Annotated in this window: 18 protein-coding genes and 1 tRNA gene; 6 read left to right on the plus strand and 13 right to left on the minus strand. The window is 34.7% G+C overall.

Translation table 11 applies throughout. The features are described 5' to 3' along the window. The first annotated feature begins 214 nt into the window (after positions 1 to 214). Positions 215 to 1,135, plus strand: a complete 921-nt coding sequence (locus tag ACXX80_RS09395; RefSeq protein ID WP_458552976.1) for a phytanoyl-CoA dioxygenase family protein — start codon at positions 215 to 217, stop codon at positions 1,133 to 1,135. Between the two features lie 275 nt (positions 1,136 to 1,410). On the opposite strand, the gene ACXX80_RS09400 is transcribed toward ACXX80_RS09395, so the two are convergent. The 3 genes from ACXX80_RS09400 to ACXX80_RS09410 form a co-directional block, all read right to left on the minus strand. Continuing rightward, positions 1,411 to 2,244, minus strand: a complete 834-nt coding sequence (locus ACXX80_RS09400) for an outer membrane beta-barrel protein (RefSeq protein WP_458552978.1) — start codon at positions 2,242 to 2,244, stop codon at positions 1,411 to 1,413. Positions 2,245 to 2,406: 162 nt separating this feature from the next. Further along, a complete protein-coding gene (locus ACXX80_RS09405) occupies positions 2,407 to 9,060 on the minus strand; it encodes an MBG domain-containing protein (RefSeq protein ID WP_458552979.1) in 6,654 nt (2,217 codons plus the stop codon). Between the two features lie 85 nt (positions 9,061 to 9,145). After that, positions 9,146 to 9,679: a phage tail protein gene (locus ACXX80_RS09410; RefSeq protein ID WP_458552980.1), complete on the minus strand. Its 534-nt coding sequence runs from the start codon at positions 9,677 to 9,679 to the stop codon at positions 9,146 to 9,148. 142 nt (positions 9,680 to 9,821) lie between these two features. Between ACXX80_RS09410 and ACXX80_RS09415 the strand changes: the two genes are divergently transcribed. After that, complete coding sequence (locus ACXX80_RS09415; protein ID WP_458552982.1) at positions 9,822 to 10,316, plus strand: hypothetical protein; 495 nt, start codon at positions 9,822 to 9,824, stop codon at positions 10,314 to 10,316. A 20-nt stretch (positions 10,317 to 10,336) separates the two neighbouring features. Here ACXX80_RS09415 and ACXX80_RS09420 read toward each other — a convergent pair whose 3' ends face one another. From ACXX80_RS09420 to ACXX80_RS09440, 5 genes are all read right to left on the minus strand, one after another. Beyond that, complete coding sequence (locus tag ACXX80_RS09420; protein WP_458552984.1) at positions 10,337 to 11,296, minus strand: sulfotransferase family protein; 960 nt, start codon at positions 11,294 to 11,296, stop codon at positions 10,337 to 10,339. Between the two features lie 10 nt (positions 11,297 to 11,306). Next, positions 11,307 to 11,990, minus strand: coding sequence for an aspartyl/asparaginyl beta-hydroxylase domain-containing protein (locus ACXX80_RS09425; RefSeq protein ID WP_458552986.1), 684 nt, complete (start codon positions 11,988 to 11,990; stop codon positions 11,307 to 11,309). 120 nt (positions 11,991 to 12,110) lie between these two features. After that, a complete protein-coding gene (cysC, locus tag ACXX80_RS09430) occupies positions 12,111 to 12,644 on the minus strand; it encodes an adenylyl-sulfate kinase (RefSeq protein WP_458552987.1) in 534 nt (177 codons plus the stop codon). A 654-nt stretch (positions 12,645 to 13,298) separates the two neighbouring features. After that, entirely contained in the window at positions 13,299 to 13,637 is a 339-nt protein-coding gene (locus tag ACXX80_RS09435) for a hypothetical protein (protein ID WP_458552988.1), read from the minus strand. A 244-nt stretch (positions 13,638 to 13,881) separates the two neighbouring features. Continuing rightward, positions 13,882 to 13,955: transfer RNA gene (locus ACXX80_RS09440), tRNA-Met, on the minus strand. A 155-nt stretch (positions 13,956 to 14,110) separates the two neighbouring features. Between ACXX80_RS09440 and ACXX80_RS09445 the strand changes: the two genes are divergently transcribed. Beyond that, on the plus strand, positions 14,111 to 14,503 hold the full coding sequence (locus ACXX80_RS09445; protein ID WP_099716121.1) for an START-like domain-containing protein: 393 nt from the start codon (positions 14,111 to 14,113) through the stop codon (positions 14,501 to 14,503). 55 nt (positions 14,504 to 14,558) lie between these two features. Continuing rightward, the gene (locus tag ACXX80_RS09450) at positions 14,559 to 15,398 is read left to right on the plus strand and encodes an aminotransferase class IV (RefSeq protein WP_458552989.1); all 840 of its coding nucleotides are present in this window, start codon (positions 14,559 to 14,561) and stop codon (positions 15,396 to 15,398) included. Here ACXX80_RS09450 and ACXX80_RS09455 read toward each other — a convergent pair. The 5 genes from ACXX80_RS09455 to ACXX80_RS09475 all read right to left on the minus strand — a co-directional run bounded on the left by ACXX80_RS09455 (position 15,395) and on the right by ACXX80_RS09475 (position 19,967). Continuing rightward, entirely contained in the window at positions 15,395 to 15,955 is a 561-nt protein-coding gene (locus ACXX80_RS09455) for a YqgE/AlgH family protein (protein WP_458552990.1), read from the minus strand. The two genes, ACXX80_RS09450 and ACXX80_RS09455, sit on opposite strands and share 4 nt — an antisense overlap. Before the next feature lie 119 nt (positions 15,956 to 16,074). Next, entirely contained in the window at positions 16,075 to 16,347 is a 273-nt protein-coding gene (locus ACXX80_RS09460; protein ID WP_073017033.1) for an HU family DNA-binding protein, read from the minus strand. A 179-nt stretch (positions 16,348 to 16,526) separates the two neighbouring features. Further along, entirely contained in the window at positions 16,527 to 17,474 is a 948-nt protein-coding gene (gene fmt, locus ACXX80_RS09465; protein ID WP_458552991.1) for a methionyl-tRNA formyltransferase, read from the minus strand. After that, a complete protein-coding gene (locus ACXX80_RS09470; RefSeq protein ID WP_458552992.1) occupies positions 17,474 to 19,369 on the minus strand; it encodes a RecQ family ATP-dependent DNA helicase in 1,896 nt (631 codons plus the stop codon). The genes fmt and ACXX80_RS09470 overlap by 1 nt, the downstream gene beginning before the upstream one ends. A gap of 58 nt (positions 19,370 to 19,427) precedes the next feature. Beyond that, positions 19,428 to 19,967, minus strand: a complete 540-nt coding sequence (locus tag ACXX80_RS09475) for an AAA family ATPase (RefSeq protein WP_315211556.1) — start codon at positions 19,965 to 19,967, stop codon at positions 19,428 to 19,430. A gap of 147 nt (positions 19,968 to 20,114) precedes the next feature. Between ACXX80_RS09475 and ACXX80_RS09480 the strand changes: the two genes are divergently transcribed. After that, positions 20,115 to 20,399 carry a DUF493 family protein gene (locus tag ACXX80_RS09480; RefSeq protein WP_315211555.1) on the plus strand — a complete coding sequence of 95 codons (285 nt, stop codon included), beginning with the start codon at positions 20,115 to 20,117 and terminating at the stop codon, positions 20,397 to 20,399. Between the two features lie 89 nt (positions 20,400 to 20,488). Continuing rightward, on the plus strand, positions 20,489 to 21,214 hold the full coding sequence (locus tag ACXX80_RS09485) for a DUF4290 domain-containing protein (RefSeq protein ID WP_458552994.1): 726 nt from the start codon (positions 20,489 to 20,491) through the stop codon (positions 21,212 to 21,214). Positions 21,215 to 21,302 lie beyond the last annotated feature (88 nt).

The following is a 21,302-nucleotide window of genomic DNA, read 5'->3' on the forward strand; positions in this document are numbered from 1 at the left end:
AAAATGAAATTAATTTATCAAGACACAAAATGAATACAACTAACGACTAAGAGTAGTATTGGATAAAATGAAGCTTCACTTTATGTGCGATTTTTATCTGTATATTCATACATTTACTGCAATTAGCACATATCTTTACCTTATAAATTTTCAATATTAAAAAATAAAGAATAATATTATGAATTATTTTTGAAAACAATCTAAATACACCGATATGCCGTCGACCATTATTAAGAAACTCTGGGAACGAACGTTGCACCCAGGAAAAGAAACTGCTTCTGGTGAAAATTGTACTTGGAATAAGGAAATTGAATCATTGTACCGCTTGGGCATCAGTATGGAGGATACGCTTCGCTATCTTTATTTTGAGAAACCCAGTTTGGAATCTTTTGAAGAATGGATTGTAAAAAATCAAAAAGATGTTTCTATAGCAGAACAAGCTATCGTTGAGGATGTTCTTTCTGAGGAAGATCTAGCTTTTTGGGATAAAAACGGGTATGTGGTCGTGAAAAATGCCATATCTAAATCAGAATGTGAAGCGACCCAACAAGCTATTTGGGAATTTTTAGGAATGAATCCAAACCAAAAAGAGACTTGGTACAAACAACACGAGGAACAAAGAGGTCTGATGCTTACTTTTTCAAATCATCCCACGCTGAATAAAAATAGGCAATCATTACGAATTCAAAAAGCCTATCAGCAACTTTATGCCACCACAAAGATTTATAAAACCATCGATAAAGTAAGTTTTAATCCTCCTGAAAATAACTATTTTCGGTTCACAGGAAGTTCGCTTCACTGGGATGTAAGTTTAAAACTGCCCATTCCTTTTGGACTGCAAGGACTTCTTTATCTGACTGATTGTAATGAAAAAGAGGGGGCATTTCATTGTGTTGCAGGATTTCACCGTAATATTGAAGGTTGGCTAAGTGAGTTATTGCCTAATGAAAATCCAAGAAAAGTCGCACTGGAAACATTAAAGCCTATCCCCGTGATCGGAAATGCAGGCGATTTCATTATTTGGCACCAGGCATTGCCTCATTGTGCCACACCCAATCACGGTTCTACTCCCAGAATGGTGCAATACCTCACTTATTTAACAGACAACTACAAGCAAAATTCGGAATGGATTTAATACATTTTTTTATATTAATGAATATTTTTTCTCGACTATTTCTTTTACTGAATGCAAATTCCAGTGATATTGACTACCCAATTTCAATTTAAAGTGAGCACTTGATTCTATTCAAAATGCACTCTTTTTTTTCATTAAAAACTACTTTTTTTAATCTGTATAAACAGCACTTGATGAAAATTAGCACTCATAAACTTTCTGAAAAAGCAATCTATCGACAAAAAAAGGCCTTGATTTTGAGTCAAGACCTTTTGCATTATTTTAAAAAAATGAGATTATTTAAAATTCCATCCTAGCGTTAAACCAAAAGCTACTGGTTTTATTTCAGCATCTTTGTCAGTACTGTACAAGCCATTAGCTTTCCTATCAGCTGTAGATGTTGGGCTGTAACCAATATAAGATTCATTTTTGTTTTGGTCTAAAATTGTACCATATCCATTTTCCAAAAACATGGCTGCATACAAAGAACTCTTTTTTCCCATATCAAATGTAAATCCTAACTCAAAAGAGCTCATTATAATTCCTTTTGTTTTGTACTCTCCTGATGCGGAATAATTATTTTGTTGACCAAAACCATATTCTGGTAAATCACTAATGGTAAGGTTGACATCAGGATAATAAGCAGTACCATTTGTATAATCGGCAGTTGCATTAATTTCATAGTTTACAGGTAAAAAATATTTAGCACCAGCTCTAAAATTAAAGTCAACACCGGTATTTATGTTTTTTTTATACTGCACAAAAAGAGGAATTTGCACAGCCTGTAATGTTTGTTTTTCACTATAATTGTTTGTAGTCATGTTATATACAAATGCTGAAGTGGAAGCATCAACTTCAAAATTTGAAAGTGTTGCAGTAGGCCTAGAAAAAGAAACTTCTTGCTTGTATTGCGAAAACTCTAACCCGGTACCAATTCCAAAATGACTATTTAAAGAATAGATATAACCTGCCTTTAAAGCTCCACCAAGGCGATTACCTGTTTGTATACCAGTAATGTCACTCTGAACATTTCCGATTCCCGATTGTATGCCTACATAAAACTGTGCAGCTATACTTTGTGAAATTAAGAAAGCTATAGTTCCTATTATGTTTGTAATATTGAATTTCATAGATGTAAAATTTATTTTTAGCGGTCTTATATGTTATTGCCTTTTACTTGTTGGTTATTGCTCGCGCACACTTACAGAAAATGACAATTTCATACTTGTTTTTTTAATTTGAATAATACATCCTCATTCATTAAAATGAGGATGTCTATTCAGTAAATAATTTTAATTTTTCACTAAAAGGTTTTTAGTAAAATATTTACCATTTGCTAAGGTTATTTTTACAATGTAAATTCCCTCAACGCTCGGAGCTATCATGTCAATATTGTTTTGACTTGTATTTACAGTTGTTAACAAGTTTCCTGTTAAGTTAAAAACTTCAACACGTGCATTTTGTATTCTGCTTGCGTTAATATTAGTAATTAATTGGAAACTCATATTGCTTCTAACAGGGTTTGGAACAATTCTCATATACTCTTCTTCTATTGTTGGAGAGAGAGTCAACGGACAGCTTGTAATTAATGTTCCGTCCAGTTTTGTTGCTACTGCGTAATAAGTTCCATTCAAAGCACCATTTTCTTTAAAATATTGTGAAGTTTGTCCTGAAACTAAAACCCCATTTTTATACCAGTTGTACGATTTGAAGTTCTTCGAACTGTTGTCAAAGAATATAATATTTTCAAATTGTTTTCTAATCAAGTTGGGTTGACTAGAAACTATTGGTAAAATAACTGCCGGAGCTGCGTTGTAATTCATGTTTCCTGGTTGTGATGCTGTAACAGTTGCAGAACCATAATTTTGGAAAATTAATGAATTATTTGAAACAGAAGCAATGTTCGCGTTAGAAGAAAGATAATTTACTGCTAAACCACTATTTGAAACAGCAGTTAAAACAATACTAGTTTCTCCATTACAACCAAATCCTAAAGTCTGATTCCATGTAATTACCTGATCTGCTTTCGTAATCGTGAAATTAGAGCTGCTGTAAGTAATGGTATAATTTCCACCAGCACTTAAGGTACCTTGTGCAATGGTGTACGTCCCCACATTCTCTCCAGCAGTTCTTGTTAAGGCTCCAGTGAAAGAGTCGCCACTAACTAAATTTGGTGAAACAGTGTAAGAGTAAACCGGATTCGTTGTACCATATACTTTGGTTTGTGAAGCATTTGCAGTTACTGTGATCGGTTTTGCCGTAATAGTAAAATCTCTGCTTACATAAGTAATGTTATAATTAGCCCCTGCACTTAAATTACCTTTTGTGATAGCATAGTTTCCAATATTTTCTCCAGCAGTTCTTGTTAAAGTTCCCGTGAAAGAATCGCCACTAACTAGACTTGGTGAGAAAGTATAAGAGTAAACCGGATTCGTAGTGCCATATACTTTGGTTTGTGAAGCATTTGCAGTTACTGTGATCGGTTTTGCAGTAATAGTAAAATCTCTGCTTACATAAGTAATGTTATAATTAGATCCTGCACTTAAGCTACCTTGTGTGATAGCGTAGTTTCCAATATTTTCACCAGCAGTTCTTGTTAAAGTTCCTGTTAAGGCATCACTACCTACAAGATTTGGTGAAAGTGTATACGTAAAAGAAGGATCTGCTATTCCATAAACTTTGGTTTGTGATGGGGTTACTGTTACTGTAATTGGTTTTGCAGTAATATTAAAATTAGCACCTGCATAACTAATCATATAATTAGATCCCGCACTCAAATTTCCTTGGTTAATGCCATAAGTTCCTGTATTTTCTCCAGCAACTCTTGTTAAAGCTCCTGTAAAAGAATCACTACCAACTAAACTTGGTGAAACGGTATAAGCAATAACAGGATCTATTTCCCCATAAACTTTTGTTTGTGATGTAGTTGCTGTCACTGTAATTGGTTTAGCGGTGATGGCAAGGTTAGTACCAACATAGGTAATTAAGTATTTAGACCCAGCTGAAAGCGAACCTTGATTAATAGCATAAGTGCCAATGTTTTCACCACTAACTCTTGTTAAAGATCCTGTAAATGAATCTCCAGAAAGTAAACTTGGTGACACTGCATAAGTTAAAACTGGGTCACTTTCCCCATATACTTTAGTTTGAGAAGGTGTTGCAGTTACAGTAACTGGTATTTGGTTTAATTTCAGTACATAATTAAATGTAGCAGTACAATTATTAGCATCAGTAGCAGTAACGGTAAAATTACTATCTGCAATTTGAGTTGAAATACCTGTTATCTGTCCAGCTGTTGATAGTGAAAAACCAGAAGGCAAACTTCCTGTTGTAACTGCATATGTTTTAGCCCCTGTTCCTCCTGAAGCTACAATACTCTGACTATATCCAGTATTGTAATCATACCCAGATAAAACAGTTGTTGTGAAACCAATTGCCGTAGGCTGTGTAATGGTGAAACCTTGAGTAGCTATACAAGAATTAGCATCAGTAACAGTCACGGTATAGGTACCTGCTGTTAGTCCTGTAGCTGTAGCAGCCGTTCCACCAGATGGTGCCCAAGAGTAAGTATATCCAGCAGTTCCACCAGAAACAGAGACTGTAGCCGAACCATTAGATCCGGAGTTACAAGATACATTAGTTTGTGAACTAGCAGTTGCAACTAGAGCAGTTGGTTGCGTGATTGTAAAACTTTGAGTAGTTATACAAGAATTAGCATCAGTAACAGTCACGGTATAAGTACCTGCTGTTAGTCCTGTAGCTGTAGCAGCAGTTCCACCAGATGGTGCCCAAGAGTAAGTATATCCAGCAGTTCCACCAGAAACAGAGACTGTAGCCGAACCATTAGATCCGGAGTTACAAGATACATTAGTTTGTGAACTAGCAGTTGCAACTAGAGCAGTTGGTTGCGTGATTGTAAAACTTTGAGTAGCTATACAAGAATTAGCATCAGTAACAGTCACGGTATAAGTACCTGCTGTTAGTCCTGTAGCTGTAGCAGCCGTTCCACCAGATGGTGCCCAAGAGTAAGTATATCCAGCAGTTCCACCAGAAACAGAGACTGTAGCCGAACCATTAGATCCGGAGTTACAAGATACATTAGTTTGTGAACTAGCAGTTGCAACTAGAGCAGTTGGTTGCGTGATTGTAAAACTTTGAGTAGCTATACAAGAATTAGCATCAGTAACAGTCACGGTATAAGTACCTGCTGTTAGTCCTGTAGCTGTAGCAGCCGTTCCACCATTTGGTGCCCAAGAGTAAGTATATCCAGCAGTTCCACCAGAAACAGAGACTGTAGCCGAACCATTAGATCCGGAGTTACAAGATATATTAGTTTGTGAACTAGCAGTTGCAACTAGAGCAGTTGGTTGCGTGATTGTAAAACTTTGAGTAGCTATACAAGAATTAGCATCAGTAACAGTCACGGTATAAGTACCTGCTGTTAGTCCTGTAGCTGTAGCAGCCGTTCCACCAGATGGTGCCCAAGAGTAAGTATATCCAGCAGTTCCACCAGAAACAGAGACTGTAGCCGAACCATTAGATCCGGAGTTACAAGATATATTAGTTTGTGAACTAGCAGTTGCTACTAGAGCAGTTGGTTGCGTGATTGTAAAACTTTGAGTAGCTATACAAGAATTAGCATCAGTAACAGTCACGGTATAAGTACCTGCTGTTAGTCCTGTAGCTGTAGCAGCCGTTCCACCAGATGGTGCCCAAGAGTAAGTATATCCAGCAGTTCCACCAGAAACAGAGACTGTAGCCGAACCATTAGATCCGGAGTTACAAGATACATTAGTTTGTGAACTAGCAGTTGCAACTAGAGCAGTTGGTTGCGTGATTGTAAAACTTTGAGTAGCTATACAAGAATTAGCATCAGTAACAGTCACGGTATAAGTACCTGCACTTAATCCGGTTGCAGTAGCAGCAGTTCCACCAGATGGTGCCCAAGAGTAAGTATATCCAGCAGTTCCACCAGAAACAGAGACTGTAGCCGAACCATTAGATCCGGAGTTACAAGATACATTAGTTTGTGAACTAGCAGTTGCAACTAGAGCAGTTGGTTGCGTGATTGTAAAACTTTGAGTAGCTATACAAGAATTAGCATCAGTAACAGTCACGGTATAAGTACCTGCTGTTAGTCCTGTAGCTGTAGCAGCAGTTCCACCAGATGGTGCCCAAGAGTAAGTATATCCAGCAGTTCCACCAGAAACAGATACTGTAGCCGAACCATTAGATCCGGAGTTACAAGATACATTAGTTTGTGAACTAGCAGTTGCAACTAGAGCAGTTGGTTGCGTGATTGTAAAACTTTGAGTAGCTATACAAGAATTAGCATCAGTAACAGTCACGGTATAAGTACCTGCTGTTAGTCCTGTAGCTGTAGCAGCCGTTCCACCAGATGGTGCCCAAGAGTAAGTATATCCAGCAGTTCCACCAGAAACAGAGACTGTAGCCGAACCATTAGATCCGGAGTTACAAGATATATTAGTTTGTGAACTAGCAGTTGCAACTAGAGCAGTTGGTTGCGTGATTGTAAAACTTTGAGTAGCTATACAAGAATTAGCATCAGTAACAGTCACGGTATAAGTACCTGCTGTTAGTCCTGTAGCTGTAGCAGCAGTTCCACCAGATGGTGCCCAAGAGTAAGTATATCCAGCAGTTCCACCAGAAACAGAGACTGTAGCCGAACCATTAGATCCGGAGTTACAAGATATATTAGTTTGTGAACTAGCAGTTGCAACTAGAGCAGTTGGTTGCGTGATTGTAAAACTTTGAGTAGCTATACAAGAATTAGCATCAGTAACAGTCACGGTATAAGTACCTGCTGTTAGTCCTGTAGCTGTAGCAGCCGTTCCACCAGATGGTGCCCAAGAGTAAGTATATCCAGCAGTTCCACCAGAAACAGAGACTGTAGCCGAACCATTAGATCCGGAGTTACAAGATATATTAGTTTGTGAACTAGCAGTTGCAACTAGAGCAGTTGGTTGCGTGATTGTAAAACTTTGAGTAGCTATACAAGAATTAGCATCAGTAACAGTCACGGTATAAGTACCTGCTGTTAGTCCTGTAGCTGTAGCAGCCGTTCCACCAGATGGTGCCCAAGAGTAAGTATATCCAGCAGTTCCACCAGAAACAGAGACTGTAGCCGAACCATTAGATCCGGAGTTACAAGATACATTAGTTTGTGAACTAGCAGTTGCAACTAGAGCAGTTGGTTGCGTGATTGTAAAACTTTGAGTAGCTATACAAGAATTAGCATCAGTAACAGTCACGGTATAAGTACCAGCACTTAATCCGGTTGCAGTAGCAGCCGTTCCACCAGATGGTGCCCAAGAGTAAGTATATCCAGCAGTTCCACCAGAAACAGAGACTGTAGCCGAACCATTAGATCCGGAGGTACAAGATACATTAGTTTGTGAACTAGCAGTTGCTACTAGAGGAGTTGGTTGCGTGATTGTAAAACTTTGAGTAGCTATACAAGAATTAGCATCAGTAACAGTCACGGTATAAGTACCTGCACTTAATCCGGTTGCAGTAGCAGCAGTTCCACCAGAAGGTGCCCATGAATAAGTGTAACTTGGTATGCCTCCTGTAGGTGAGACTGTAGCAGAACCATTTGAGCCTCCAAAACAAGACACATTAGTTTGTGCGGCAGCTGTTGTTGCAAGAGTAGCAGCTGGTTCTGTAATAATAACTGTATGGGTTTTTACACATCCAATATTGTCGGTAACCGTAACGGTGTATGTTTGCGCACTCAGACCAGTAGCTGTTGCTGCTGTACCACCAGAAGGGGACCATGAGTAGGTATAAGGTGCTATCCCGCCAGAAGCCGATAGGATTGCTGAACCATTACTACCTCCCTTACAGGATACATTGGTTTGAGAAGTTGTAGTAACAATTGTATTAGAAACCGTTAGTGTTCCGGAATTTGATGTAGCAGAACCTGTACCAGTGGCAATACATTGATATAAATAACCACTCATTCCAGCGGTTGCCGCTGTAATAGTTAAAGTAGTTGTAGTAGCGCCAGAATAAGTTGCCCCATTAACAATATTTGTAAATCCGCTACCTTCATTTACCTGCCACTGATAACCAGTGGCATTTGAAGCCACTATGGAAAAGGAGGCATTAGTATTGGTACAAGTACTAATATTAGAAGGCTGCCCAGAAATACTTACCGGCGAGCCAATGGTAAAGATTGGATTTCCTCCGGGAAAATTTGTACCTCCAGGGGTTAGATCTTCATTAGTAGTTTCACTTCCGCTCCAATTCGCTGAATTGACAATTGCCGATAAAATATCAGCTTTAGTTCCTGATTTGATTCCTGTATACACATTATTATCAAAATGATAAGCAGGGCTTCCACTTTGAATATTTGCTGTTGTACCATTCAATAAACTAGAGGGCAAATAAGAAATAGTAGCATTCGGGAAAGTCACACCTGTACTTGGCCAAGTTTTAATTCCATAGGCACCTGTACTCCAATTGGCGTAAGCATAAATAAAAGTTGGAGCTGCAATACTTCCTTGCAATACAAACCAGTTATCACCACCAGATGCAATCGCATCTCCAGTCCATCCAGTAGCAGAAACAGAACCAAAGTTCGAAAGAGTTCCACCTATTACTGCACCTGGACCTATTGTAATTTTAATAAGTGTTCCGGCAGGAACTGTTGTTTGAGTGGTCCAAGTTATAACACCTTCTGCTGTACTATTGGTTGTTTCTAATGAAGAGCCATTCCATGCATAATCAGTTAGTAATATTGTTTGCCCACTAGCGATGGAACTTAAGGTCAAGATGGCTATTTCATTGGGAATTGGATCTGAATTAATTCCTACAAAGGCAATATCACCTGTTTGTAATTGAGCATTCGCAAATGGTGCAAAACTAACCAGGATCAGCAAGAGGATTAAATTTTTAATTTTTAAAGTAATGTTTCCTTTCATAAATTGAATTTAAAATGATATTAATTCGAATAATTAATCAACAAAAAAGGTGATTCATTTTAATGATCACCTTCAGTTTTACGTCTTAGTTTCTTGAAGGAAAAATACCTTCGAGGCAGATAATATAAGTAACACCCAAATATGGAACTCTATTTTCATGTGGTAGATTGCCTCCTGTTACACCAATTGAGTTTGGAGATAATGCAACATTTGGAGTAGTACTTAAATAATCATTAACAACATCTCCATTTATATCAACCGGAGCTGCTATTACAGTTGCACTTGTTGGTTTATGTACAGTCGCATCACCATTATTCACATTTAATGCATGATTATGAGCCGGAATTTGATTAGTGGTAAGTGTCACATTTTCAACTCCTCCAACTTGACCTAATGCAATATTTGAAAGACCTGGTCCTAGTCCGCATCCAATTGCTTCTCTTCCTCTTAAATCAGGCAAAGCAAAAGTTGTCTGACCGTTTCCTCCATACGTAGTCCCTAATATAGAAAAAAGAGCTGCGTTTTGTGCTATTGAAAGGATTTGACCATTACAAAGTGCCCAACCCCTAGGAGCAAAATTTCCTGCGAATATTTTTATTATTCCTAAGTATTCTTCCATAATATTTTTTTTAGTTTTTATTGATTTTCTATTGCAAATTAGCAACTTATATTTTATTTTTGCAAATATAATATACTTTTTTTTTATTAAAAAAAAAGTGTAAAAAGCATTCGAAAAGTTTAAAAAAAACAATATATAACTCATGAAAAGAAGGACATTTATTCAACAATCAGCAGTTTTATCTACCGTGACATTATTGTCTTCCCCTCTTGAATTAATTGCCAAAGAAAATTCAAATTGCGAATTAAATTTAGTTTCTTTTATCGCAACTGGGAAAAAAGCAATTGTTAATGGTTTTGCAATAGATGCCGTTTCTAAAGATCCGATAAAGGCAAACATACAAATAGCTTCAGATTCGGGTTTTTATACTAAAACCAGAACAGGAATCAGCCAAAACGGACAGTATTCTATAGTTGGAAATGTATTAAAGGAAGGAAACCATAAAATCAAAGTAAAAATTGAAGCTGACGGATACAAAACATTTATTGGCACAATTTACTTAACAAAATTAGGATGTCGCGTTGATAGTCAATTGTGGTCTTACAATCCAAATTTTAGACCTGAATTCATTCCTAAAAATGAGATTACAGATACATTAATCAATTCAAAATTTAACTTCCATTTAGTAAAAGCATAACAACAGAAAATACCATATAACTATACAGTTATTTGAATATTGCTTAATTTTTCATACAAGATTTTAAGTTGGGTAAAATCTATTGCCAAAACTTCATCTGTAAAGAAATCTCCATTAAAGACTGCGTTTTCATTTTTAGAGTGCTTTTTTAAACGTTCAAACATTTCATTAACTTCATCAGTTGAATAGTAAATGACAACAAAAGATATAAATCTCTCTATAACAGATTGCATTCCGTCATTATAATTACACATTAAAACATTATGATCTGTTGCATAAAAATCAAGAAATGCCTGAAAATATTTCTCTAAAACTAATGCACCATACTGTTTATGACTAATTTCTGTAATTACCTTACAGGTGATACCAAAAACACTGTGCGGTATTAATCCGGGAACCATATGCATTCCAGTCATTTTTTGATGGGATTTTAAGATCTCTGTTGGTTCTCTATAAAGCAACATAAAAGGTAATTCCGGAAAGATCAATCTAAATTGGGCAACATTAAATATATGCCACGCGTCTAACTTTATAATTAAATTTTTTTGTTCTGGAAATCGTTTTTGACCTAGAAGCCTTATTACTGCTTCAACAAGAACGCACTTTTGTTTGAAATCAAAAACAGTCGTACGTAAAATTTGATCTATAAGCGGAGCTTCAGAAATCATTATATTTCCTGAAGAAGTAACTAAAGACTGACTCAACATGGTAGAACCGCAGCGTGAAACATGAAACACTAACGACTTTAATTGAACAGAAATCAATTGCTTAGACCAATCCAAAAGATTTTCTATAGTACTTACTACTCTAACTGCTTTTGAATTATAGGGATGGCTTTTACATTTAGAAATAGTTTCTTCAAAAAACGGATCCGTATATTTTCTATCTCCTAGATAGATCCATTCAAAATATACATCATTATTTTTTTCAATTAACTTATAAGGAATCCAATGTAAAAGAGGATGATCTATGTTTTCCATTTTATTAAATTTATTTAGCTTGCAGACTTGCTATAATTTTGGCATTTATCTCAGATGGAGTTCTGGAGAGTTCAGCAATAATTTGTTGTTTAACTTCGTCTGAATACTGGTTTTTCTTTGAAGAATAATGAATATCAAACCCCATTTTTGTAAATAAGTCATCTGACCACGCGTTTCTGATACAATCCAAAGTGAGGTGAATTCTGGGTTTTAATCCCTTATTTTGCACACTATGCGGAAGCTGAAAATTGGCGTACCAACACTCACCCATCCTCATAGGAACAAGTTCATGGTTAACATAAAAAAAAACTTCAGAATTCGTTACAATGGGTATGTGAATTCTAAAAAAACCATCCTCGTAGGAAGTATCATTATCTACGTGCTCTTTTATTTCACTTTTTGGATCTAAACGAAGCAACCGTATAGCTTCTTTGTCACATTTAAACCAATTTATAATTTCGGTGAAATAAGGGCAATGATCAAGTAAACTAGTATTATGGTATTCTTTATTTGCAAAAGATAGAATGTCATTTACCTCGCCAGAAGCTGATCTCAAAGAAATACTGGTCCAGCTGCCTTCATAGCGTTGTGTATTGAAATGGGGAGCCCACAGATCATTTTCACATGCAGCTAATTCACTTTGCAATTTATCTATCGAAAAGGTAATTGGGAGTTTAATAGAAAAAGGATTCATATTCTTTTAAAAGATTAAATTAGAAATTATTTCTTTTACGCTCTAAATATATAAATTATGTGAATACTTTGTCAACGATGCAATTAATATTTTTTTTTTCAGACATCTGCTTTTTAATAATTAAGAGCAATTGACCAAATTTTCTATTATAAAATTATACAGTTTATTAGTAGATAAAGACACGGTTTCTAAATCCGTTTTTAATACCAAGTCTGCTCTTAAAGGGATCTCAAAAACAGCACTAATTCCTGTGAAATTATTTATTTTATTACTATCATTATCCGGCAGTAATGCCTTTTTATACAATCCTTTAGGGTCTCTTTTGATCAAATTTTCTATCGAACAGTCCAAGAATACAGTCCTGACAAATTTATGTGCTCTCAATTCATTTCTTAGATTTTCGTATGGATTAATTACCGACATCAAAACGATAGTATCTGCTTTAACAAAATCTCGCCCTACCTTAAAAAGACGTCTGATATTTTCACATCGATCTTCTTTTGAAAATCCTAAATCTTTACAAATAGTTGTTCGATAAACATCACCGTCAATGACTTCAACTTTATAGCCTTCTGCTACTAACAGCTGATGAACACTGTCAGCTAATGTTGTTTTCCCCGAACCAGATAATCCTGTAAATTGTATTAATACCATCCTACGAATAAATTTTTATGATCAAAAAAATATTTTTTCACCACATTAAGTAGTAAGTAAAATATAGTCTCGCAATTATTAAAAAAGAGTTTTTGCCATCAATTAGAAGGATTAAACAGATTTTTAAAACTTGATTACTCATTAATCTGCGCCACATTGTGGCAAATAAATTTACAGCTTTATAAAAATACGTAATAAAATTTTAGCCGTTACTTATTCTACTAAACACATCTAAGACATCTAAGACATCTTATTGCATAATATTAAAAAACTGTCATCAATTATCTATTATAACATTTGCTTTCGCTAACTAACTTTTATTCAAATATAGCTAAATAGTATCTCGATGTTTCTTTTTTCCTTTATGGTCGGCAAATTTTTTAAAAATTAATGATCATAATGATATGCAATAATAAGTTATTGTAACGCTTCGGTTACTCCTTAAATAGCTGGTTTGTTTAAGTAGTTTTTCTATCAAAAACTATTGAATTGTTGCAACGTAAAAATAACCAAACTTCTAGATTTCACTTTCTGCAACTATTTCATTTTGCAATGATGTTTACATTAATATTATAAGGTATATATTAGACTATTTTCAACTTGACCATCATTCAGTAAAGTAATGAAGATACACTGCCCCCAAAAAGTTAGATACTATTTGGGGGCAGTGTAGTAGGAGGTGACCACTTTCTTGTTTACGTATGTAATTTGCCTGTCTTTAAATCCATTTTCATTTAGCCACTTTTCGAATCGTAGCATTCTTCCCTCTAATCCTTGATAAGACGTACCTGCTAAGGTGCTTTTTTTAATGTTTAAAGCAAATTCAAAAGCTTCTCGTATAGACTGGCTTAAACTTTCTTTAGTATCAAATTCAAAGTTGTTATTTGGATTATAGGGATTGAAGCCGTCCTTTAAAAATATAGATAAGTTGCGCTGAATGGTTTTTAACCATTGAAGACTCTCTTTTTTATCAAGCTGTTGAGGGGCATACATGTTATCAGGAAATCTAATAAGAGTAAGGTCAGCAGTTTTTCTAAAAGAAAATAAACATACCAACGTTTTGACAAATCGCCGTCTGTATATTAGATCTTAGGTTCGGAGTATTTCTTCTTTTCTTTCAAATCGTGCTCAAAATCGTCTTCACATTGCAAATGTCGTAATAAATTAGACATAAAAAAGCGGTATTAAATTGCTTTAATACCGCTTAAAATCTGAGTTTTATGATTTTTAAAACTTGTAGCGAGACCGAGATTTGAACTCGGGACCTCAGGGTTATGAATCCTGCGCTCTAACCGACTGAGCTATCTCGCCATGATTCCGGATGGATAATCATCCCTGAATGCGGGTGCAAATATAAAAATAAAATTAATGTCTGCAAGTATATTTTTAATAAAAAAAAATATTTTTGAAAATGCTTTTTTTTCGGAGTTATATTCTATATATTTCGAAAAAAATAAATGTAGCTCATGGATCAAAAAGTACGTTACGAAATCGAGTTTCCTATAAATTCTTCGCCTCAATTATTGTATCAATATATATCGACTCCTTCAGGTTTGTCTGAATGGTTTGCTGATAATGTAAATTCTCGTGGGGAGTTTTTTACTTTCATTTGGAATGATTCACAAGAAAAAGCTAGGCTTGCTTCAAAAAAAACAGGTGAAAAAGTAAAGTTTAAATGGGTTGATGAGAACAGTAAAGACACGGAATACTTTTTTGAGTTGCATATTTTAGTGGATGAGCTTACTAAAGATGTTTCTCTAATGGTAGTTGATTTTGCTGAGAAAGATGAGGTTGATGAAGCCACACTGTTGTGGGAAAATCAAATATCAGACCTTAAACATCTAATTGGTTCTGTATAGTAAAATAGTATTTTATAACTTATATTTGCCCTGAATAAAATTTAGGGCTTTTTTTATGATTAATTTTAATGGGACTATTGTATCTGAGGATGCTAATATATTGACACAAAACCGAGCTTTTTTATATGGCGATGCCGTTTTTGAAACGGTTAAAATAATAAACAATAAAATTCTTTTTCTTGAGGATCATTATTTTAGGTTAATGTCTTCAATGCGTGTGGTTCGAATGGAAATTCCAATGAATTTTACCATGGAGTATCTTGAAGAGCAAATACTTTCTTTAGTTGCAAAAAATCAAGTGGTTCACTCTTCTCGTGCTCGAATTACTATTTATAGAAATGACGGTGGATATTATTTGCCACAAAATAATACGGTATCTTTTCTTATTCATTCAATAGCGCTTGAAAATACGTTCTATTCAATTGAAAAAAAGCATTATGAAGTTGATTTGTACAAAGATTTTTACATTACAAAACAATTGCTTTCATCGATTAAAACGACCAATAAAATCATAAATATTACAGGAAGCATTTTTGCGAATGAAAACGGTCTGGATAATTGTCTGTTGTTGAACGATAGTAAAAATGTTGTTGAAGCATTGCAAGGCAATATCTTTATGTTATTAGGCAACAAATTAACTACACCTCCGGTTTCTGAAGGATGTTTGAATGGTGTTATGAGAAAACAAATTCTAAGTTTAGCTAAAAAAATAGAAAATTTAGAAGTTGTAGAAGAAGTAATCTCACCGTTTGACCTTCAAAAAGCAGATGAATTATTTATTACAAATGTCATAAAAGGAATTCAACCGATAACACAATACCGAAAAAAAGCATTCAGTATGAATATATCTGTTAAATTATTAAAAAAACTTAATGAAATGATCAGTACGACCTAATTTAAGTATGGGTTTTCAGGAGCATTGGACCAAATGAGATATTCTCCGCCTAATTCGATGATTTGCTCTTTCCAGAAATGTGTTGCTGATTTTCCAATTATTTTATTTTCATAGCTGTTTGCTGTAATAATCCAGGAGTGGCTTTCCATTTCATTTTCTAATTGGTTTTCATCCCAACCTGTGTAACCTAGAAAGAATCGGATGTTATCGTTATTAATTGCTCCTTTATTGATGAGTTCTTTTGTCGACTCAAAATCACCTCCCCAATAAATTCCATTAGAGATTTCGATGCTATTGGGAATCAATTCAGGAATGTTATGAATAAAGTAGAGGTTGTCTTGTTCTACCGGTCCGCCATTATAAATCTTAAATCGCGCGTCTATATCCGGGATTAAATCATGTATGGTGTACTTCAAGGGTTTGTTAATTATAAAACCAACTGATCCTTCTTCATTGTAATCAGCTAATAAAATTACCGATCTGTTGAATGATAGATCCCCAATTATCGTAGGTTCTGCTATAAGCAAATATCCTTTCTTTAGTTTATCTGTAATCATCGGAATATATTTTTTTAATAAATTTAAGTTTTTTATTATAATAACGCAAAATAAAATCGTTGAAACGCAGAAAAAAACCTTCCAGGTGGAAGGTTTTGATTATATTGGGGGAACTAAAATTAGTTTACCGCACCTTCTAATTCTGCACCTGCTTTAAATTTCACTACATTTTTAGCAGCGATTTGGATAGTTTTTCCTGTTTGAGGATTTCTACCGTCTCTTGCAGCTCTAGCAGAAACTGACCATGATCCGAAACCTACTAAAGATACTCTTCCACCTTTTTTCAAAGTTCCGCCTACATTACCTAAAAACGACTCTAAAGCCAATTTTGCTGCAGCTTTAGTAATTCCTGCATCAGCAGCGATAGCATCGATTAATTCTGATTTGTTCATAATAATTAGTTATTAATTGTTGGTTAAAAAAATTGTTAATACACAAATTTAGTAGGAAATACGTTCCTTGCAAGCGTTTTGCTTGATTTTAGTTTGTTTTGTTAATAACTTATTTTTTTTGTTAATAATACTAAGGTTGTTTCTTATTAAAATGAATAAAATGCCCGTTTTTATTGATGTTAATGAGCTTTTGCTTCAGTCGAAAATGTAATTCCATTAAGTAATTCTTGCGTATTCATCTTCTTTTTACCTGGAAACTGTAAACTTAGTACATGAATAAATCCATTTTCTACTGCAATCTTCATTTCTTTTTTGGTACAAATTAGACTTCCTATATTGTAATGATGGTCTTCTAAAACAATTTTAGCTTCATATAGTTTTACATTCCATTCTTCATTTTTATCCTGAATGAAACACCAAGCTGCTGGATAAGGACTCAAACCTCTAATAAGATTATTGATTTCTAAAGCTGATTTTGTCCAATCAATCTTGCAGTTTTCTTTATTAAGTTTGTATGCTGTTTTAATATCGGCAGTGTCTTTTTGAATAATTGTGGATAGATTTCCTTTTTCAATCATTTGTAAAGTATCAATAACAGTTTTGCTTCCCAAATCCATTAATCGGTCATGCAGTTGACCTGCATTTTCGGTTTCATCAATAGGTGTTTCCGAGCTTAAAATCATTGCGCCGGTATCAATTTTATCATCAATAAAGAAAGTAGTTACGCCTGTTTTAGTTTCTCCATTTATTATTGCCCAATTAATAGGTGCGGCTCCGCGATAGTTCGGTAGGAGTGAAGCGTGAAGATTGAAAGTTCCTAACGCCGGCATTTCCCAAACTAGTTTTGGTAACATTCTAAAGGCAACTACGATCTGTAAATTAGCATTCAACGATTTCAATTCCGATAAAAAAGTCTCGTCTTTAAGATTTACGGGCTGTAATAAAGTAAGATTATTGGCTAATGCATATTCTTTTACCGCTGAATATTTTAATTTTTGTCCACGACCGGCAGGTTTGTCTGCGGCAGTAATAACGCCTACAACTTCGTAGTTGTTTTTTAGTATTGTGTCTAATATTCCTACTGCAAATTCGGGCGTTCCCATAAAAACAATTCGTAATTTTTCCATTATGATCTTAAAGTATATTTATTATTTGGTTTAACCAAAATAGTGTTGTTTTCTAATAAATTCTGAAGTACAAAGATAACTTCGTCAGGGTTGTTTTTAGTTCTGTTTTGTATGTCTCTCGAATTCAAATCTTCGGATTGTAATAAAGTAATGATTGCTGCAGAAAGTGACGCGCTATTTTTTTTCTTGTTTTTCTTGGTAATGCAATAGGAACAAATTCCACAATCGACATCAGTTTTTTCTCCAAAATAACGCAAGATAAGCTTGTTCTTGCAAACCTTTTTTTCGCTTATATAATTCAGAACGGAGTGAAGTTGTTCTTTTTTTAATTGATTTTGATTTTCTAAATATTTTGAAACCCGACTGATGGTTCTTTCATCTTCCCGAATTTCATTAAAAATCAATATAGAATCATTATTTTTCGAATGATATTCTATTATATCCTTTCCTTTTAATTTAAGTAAGACTGCTTGTATTTCGGCTTCCTTATGATTTGATTTTTTGGCAATCAATTGTAAGTTGAAAGCAGTTTGCATTTCATAAATTCCGGGATATGTTCGCAATATAGCCAAAATAATTTCCTCGTCATTAGGATTCAAACTCATATATCGAATCACTTCTTTGGAAGGAATAAGAAATTGTAACGTGATTTTTTCAGAGAACTCTTGGGACAAATTGATAATTCCTTGTCTGTCCAGAAATTGCATTGCATTGTATGTTTTCAATGTTGGGAATTCATATTTTAAACAAAAATGATGCAAATTAAATGTAAACTGCTCATTGATTCCTTCTCCGTAAGCAATCTGGAAATAATTACAGAGCTTGATATACATGAGATTCAAGAACTTTTTATCAGGAAGGACATTTATAAATTGACTTTCAGCCTGAATAATATCTGAAGGGCTTGTTAGTAAAACGGCATAGGCTTTTTCTCCGTTTCTTCCTGCGCGTCCTGCTTCCTGGTAATAATTTTCTAAATTTTCGGGTAGTTGAATGTGGATTACGGTTTTTACATTGGCTTTATCAATTCCCATCCCAAAGGCGTTGGTCGCCACAATAACCTGTACGTCTTCATGCATCCACAACTGCATGTTTTTATCTTTTTCTTTGGACGTAAGTCCGCCGTGATAATACGTTGCTTTAAATCCTAACGCATTCAATTGAGAGGAAATTTCCAGACAGGATTTTCTATTTCGAACATAAATGATTGATGATTCTGGATTTTTCTTCAGGATTTGTTCTATTCTGAAAAGTTTATCTTCTACTTCAAAAACCATGTAGGCGATATTTTTTCTTGCAAATGATTTCTCAAAAACTTGCACATCATGCAATCCCAGTTCAGTAATGATATCTTCTTTGACTTTTGGAGTTGCAGTGGCTGTTAATGCAAGGAAAGGTACTGTTTGAAAATGTTTTTTTAATGCAGAAATCTTCAAATAAGCAGGTCGAAAATCATGTCCCCACTGTGATACGCAATGCGCTTCATCAATGGTAATTAAGTTTATGGGAAGGCTTTTTATTCGTTCCAGAATCCAGTCAGATTGTAAGCGTTCCGGAGATAAATAGAGGAATTTATAATTACCGAATTGGCAATTATCCAATAAATCAATCATTTCTTCGGATCTGATGCCACCAGTTAAGGCAATCGCTTTGATGTTTCGCTTTTGCAAATTAGCAACTTGATCTTTCATTAATGCTACTAATGGCGAAATTACCAGACAAATTCCTTCGTTCATCATAGCCGGAATCTGGAAACATATTGATTTTCCTCCGCCGGTTGGCATCAATGCAAAGGTATCTTGACCACTTAAAACGGAATCGATAATTTCCTTTTGCAGCGACCTGAATTTGTCGTGTTTCCAATATTTTTGAAGAATAGCTAACGCTTCTTGCATAGATTATAGATTTCAATTCGTAGAAAAAATCCCAAATTGTAAATTCTAAACTTGAAAATTATTTAGAAATTTCATCTAAGATAAAAAGAATTCTGTTATCCAGGGTATCTTTAGGAACTTCTATGAGTTCGTAGCCGTAACTTTGATACGTTTCTGTAAGGTGATTATAGATGAGTTTAGCTTGTTCGAAGTTTTCATAACGTTCGTGATCGCTAATATAAATTTCTTCCCAAGGCGGAAGAATAAAGATTTTTGAATACGTATGTTCGCGACAAGCGATGTCAAAAGAGGCAGGATAGCTATCGCCAATATAATGCATGTAAGCCAAAACATCCGGAATTCCGCGGTCAATAAAAACGACTTCATGTGGCTCTTTTGAGGCATTATGAAACTGTTTTTTTCTTCCTTCAAGAAGTAATTCACTGAATAATAGTGGTTTTTCGAGGAATAATTGCTCGATTCCTTGTTTTTTTGCTTCCAAAGTTACTTCCCGTGAAATTTCGGGATAACAACAATGCCCTTTGGCTACCAAACCATCGATGATAGTTGTTTTACCTGTTCCTGGACCGCCAATGATAACTATGATTTCTTTCTGCACCTTTAAAAAATAAGGGGCAAATTTACTTAAACTTATTGGGATTTGAAAAAATGATTGCGGTTAAAATAATATTAGGTAAAAAATCATAATTCAAAATTCATAATTTACGTTTGAAACTGTATATTTGCCTTTATTTTTAAATAGAAAATGGATAAGAACACTCAAGAATTTTATGATAGATTAAAAGTAGAGTTGGACCTGAGTAATTCATGGCCGGCTGAATACTTGTTTAAATTTATTGTGCCAACAGAAGATGATAATATCGAACGTGTTCAACTGGCTTTTGATTGTATGGGAGCGGTTATAAAAACGACAAAATCTAAGACCGGTAAGTTTACCAGTATATCTATTGACGTAACCATGAAAGATTCACAAGAAATAGTAGATAAATACCTAGAAGTTTCTACAATTAAGGGGATTATTTCTCTTTAAATATAAAACTAAATTTTGATGCATATACAATCGAATGATTACAAATCTTCGAAAAAGAGCATGTAAGATTAAAAAATATACATTCGAATATGAATTCAAAATATATTAAAGAAAACTCGAACGATGTGGTGCATCATTTGGAATATAATGCGGAAAGATCGCATTTGATTATTCCGGAATATGGACGCCATTTGCAAAAACTAATTGATCAGGCAACTAAAATTGAAGATGATGTAGAACGCAACAAAGTGGCAAAATACATTATTCAGGTTATGGGAAGTTTGAATCCACATTTGCGTGATGTTCCTGATTTTCAACACAAGTTGTGGGATCAGATTTTTATCATGTCTGATTTTAAATTGGTGGCTGATTCTCCTTATCCAATTCCATCCCGTGAGGTTTTACAATTGAAACCGGATGTGTTAAGTTATCCTCAGAATTTTCCAAAATACAGGTATTATGGCAACAACATAAAATACATGATTGATGTAGCCAATAAATGGGAAGATGGTGAAATGAAAAGTGCTTTAGTGAAAGTAATCGCTAATCACATGAAAAAATCTTATTTGAGTTGGAACAAAGACACCGTTAAGGATGATGTTATTTTCGAACATTTATACGAATTGTCAGGCGGTAAATTAAATTTACTTCAAAGTACCGAAGAGCTTCTTAATACCACTGATTTATTGCGAACAAATAAGCGAGTTTCTAATAAAATCTCACCTGCTGGTCCGCCAAAAATTCAAAGTAATAAGATTACAAAAACAGGAAAACCAAATCCGACTCACAAAAATCAAAATAGAAAACCGTTGTAAGTCAGTTATAAAATAGGAGTTATAAGTTTTTTAATTTTTTCAGTACTAACTTTTAACTCGTAAATTTTAACTCATTACTAATAATTCA

The sequence above is a fragment of the Flavobacterium sp. GNP002 genome (assembly GCF_054343795.1).

Coding starts and splice junctions, on each gene's coding strand:
- ACXX80_RS09405 (WP_458552979.1), bottom strand. CDS start 9,060: ATGAAAGGAAACATTACTTTAAAAATTAAAAATTTAATCCTCTTGCTG.
- ACXX80_RS09455 (WP_458552990.1), bottom strand. CDS start 15,955: ATGATTACAGATAAACTAAAGAAAGGATATTTGCTTATAGCAGAACCT.
- ACXX80_RS09480 (WP_315211555.1), top strand. CDS start 20,115: ATGGATAAGAACACTCAAGAATTTTATGATAGATTAAAAGTAGAGTTG.
- ACXX80_RS09400 (WP_458552978.1), bottom strand. CDS start 2,244: ATGAAATTCAATATTACAAACATAATAGGAACTATAGCTTTCTTAATT.
- ACXX80_RS09420 (WP_458552984.1), bottom strand. CDS start 11,296: ATGGAAAACATAGATCATCCTCTTTTACATTGGATTCCTTATAAGTTA.
- ACXX80_RS09410 (WP_458552980.1), bottom strand. CDS start 9,679: ATGGAAGAATACTTAGGAATAATAAAAATATTCGCAGGAAATTTTGCT.
- ACXX80_RS09435 (WP_458552988.1), bottom strand. CDS start 13,637: ATGTATGCCCCTCAACAGCTTGATAAAAAAGAGAGTCTTCAATGGTTA.
- ACXX80_RS09445 (WP_099716121.1), top strand. CDS start 14,111: ATGGATCAAAAAGTACGTTACGAAATCGAGTTTCCTATAAATTCTTCG.
- ACXX80_RS09425 (WP_458552986.1), bottom strand. CDS start 11,990: ATGAATCCTTTTTCTATTAAACTCCCAATTACCTTTTCGATAGATAAA.
- cysC (WP_458552987.1), bottom strand. CDS start 12,644: ATGGTATTAATACAATTTACAGGATTATCTGGTTCGGGGAAAACAACA.
- ACXX80_RS09470 (WP_458552992.1), bottom strand. CDS start 19,369: ATGCAAGAAGCGTTAGCTATTCTTCAAAAATATTGGAAACACGACAAA.
- ACXX80_RS09450 (WP_458552989.1), top strand. CDS start 14,559: ATGATTAATTTTAATGGGACTATTGTATCTGAGGATGCTAATATATTG.
- ACXX80_RS09415 (WP_458552982.1), top strand. CDS start 9,822: ATGAAAAGAAGGACATTTATTCAACAATCAGCAGTTTTATCTACCGTG.
- fmt (WP_458552991.1), bottom strand. CDS start 17,474: ATGGAAAAATTACGAATTGTTTTTATGGGAACGCCCGAATTTGCAGTA.
- ACXX80_RS09485 (WP_458552994.1), top strand. CDS start 20,489: ATGAATTCAAAATATATTAAAGAAAACTCGAACGATGTGGTGCATCAT.
- ACXX80_RS09460 (WP_073017033.1), bottom strand. CDS start 16,347: ATGAACAAATCAGAATTAATCGATGCTATCGCTGCTGATGCAGGAATT.
- ACXX80_RS09395 (WP_458552976.1), top strand. CDS start 215: ATGCCGTCGACCATTATTAAGAAACTCTGGGAACGAACGTTGCACCCA.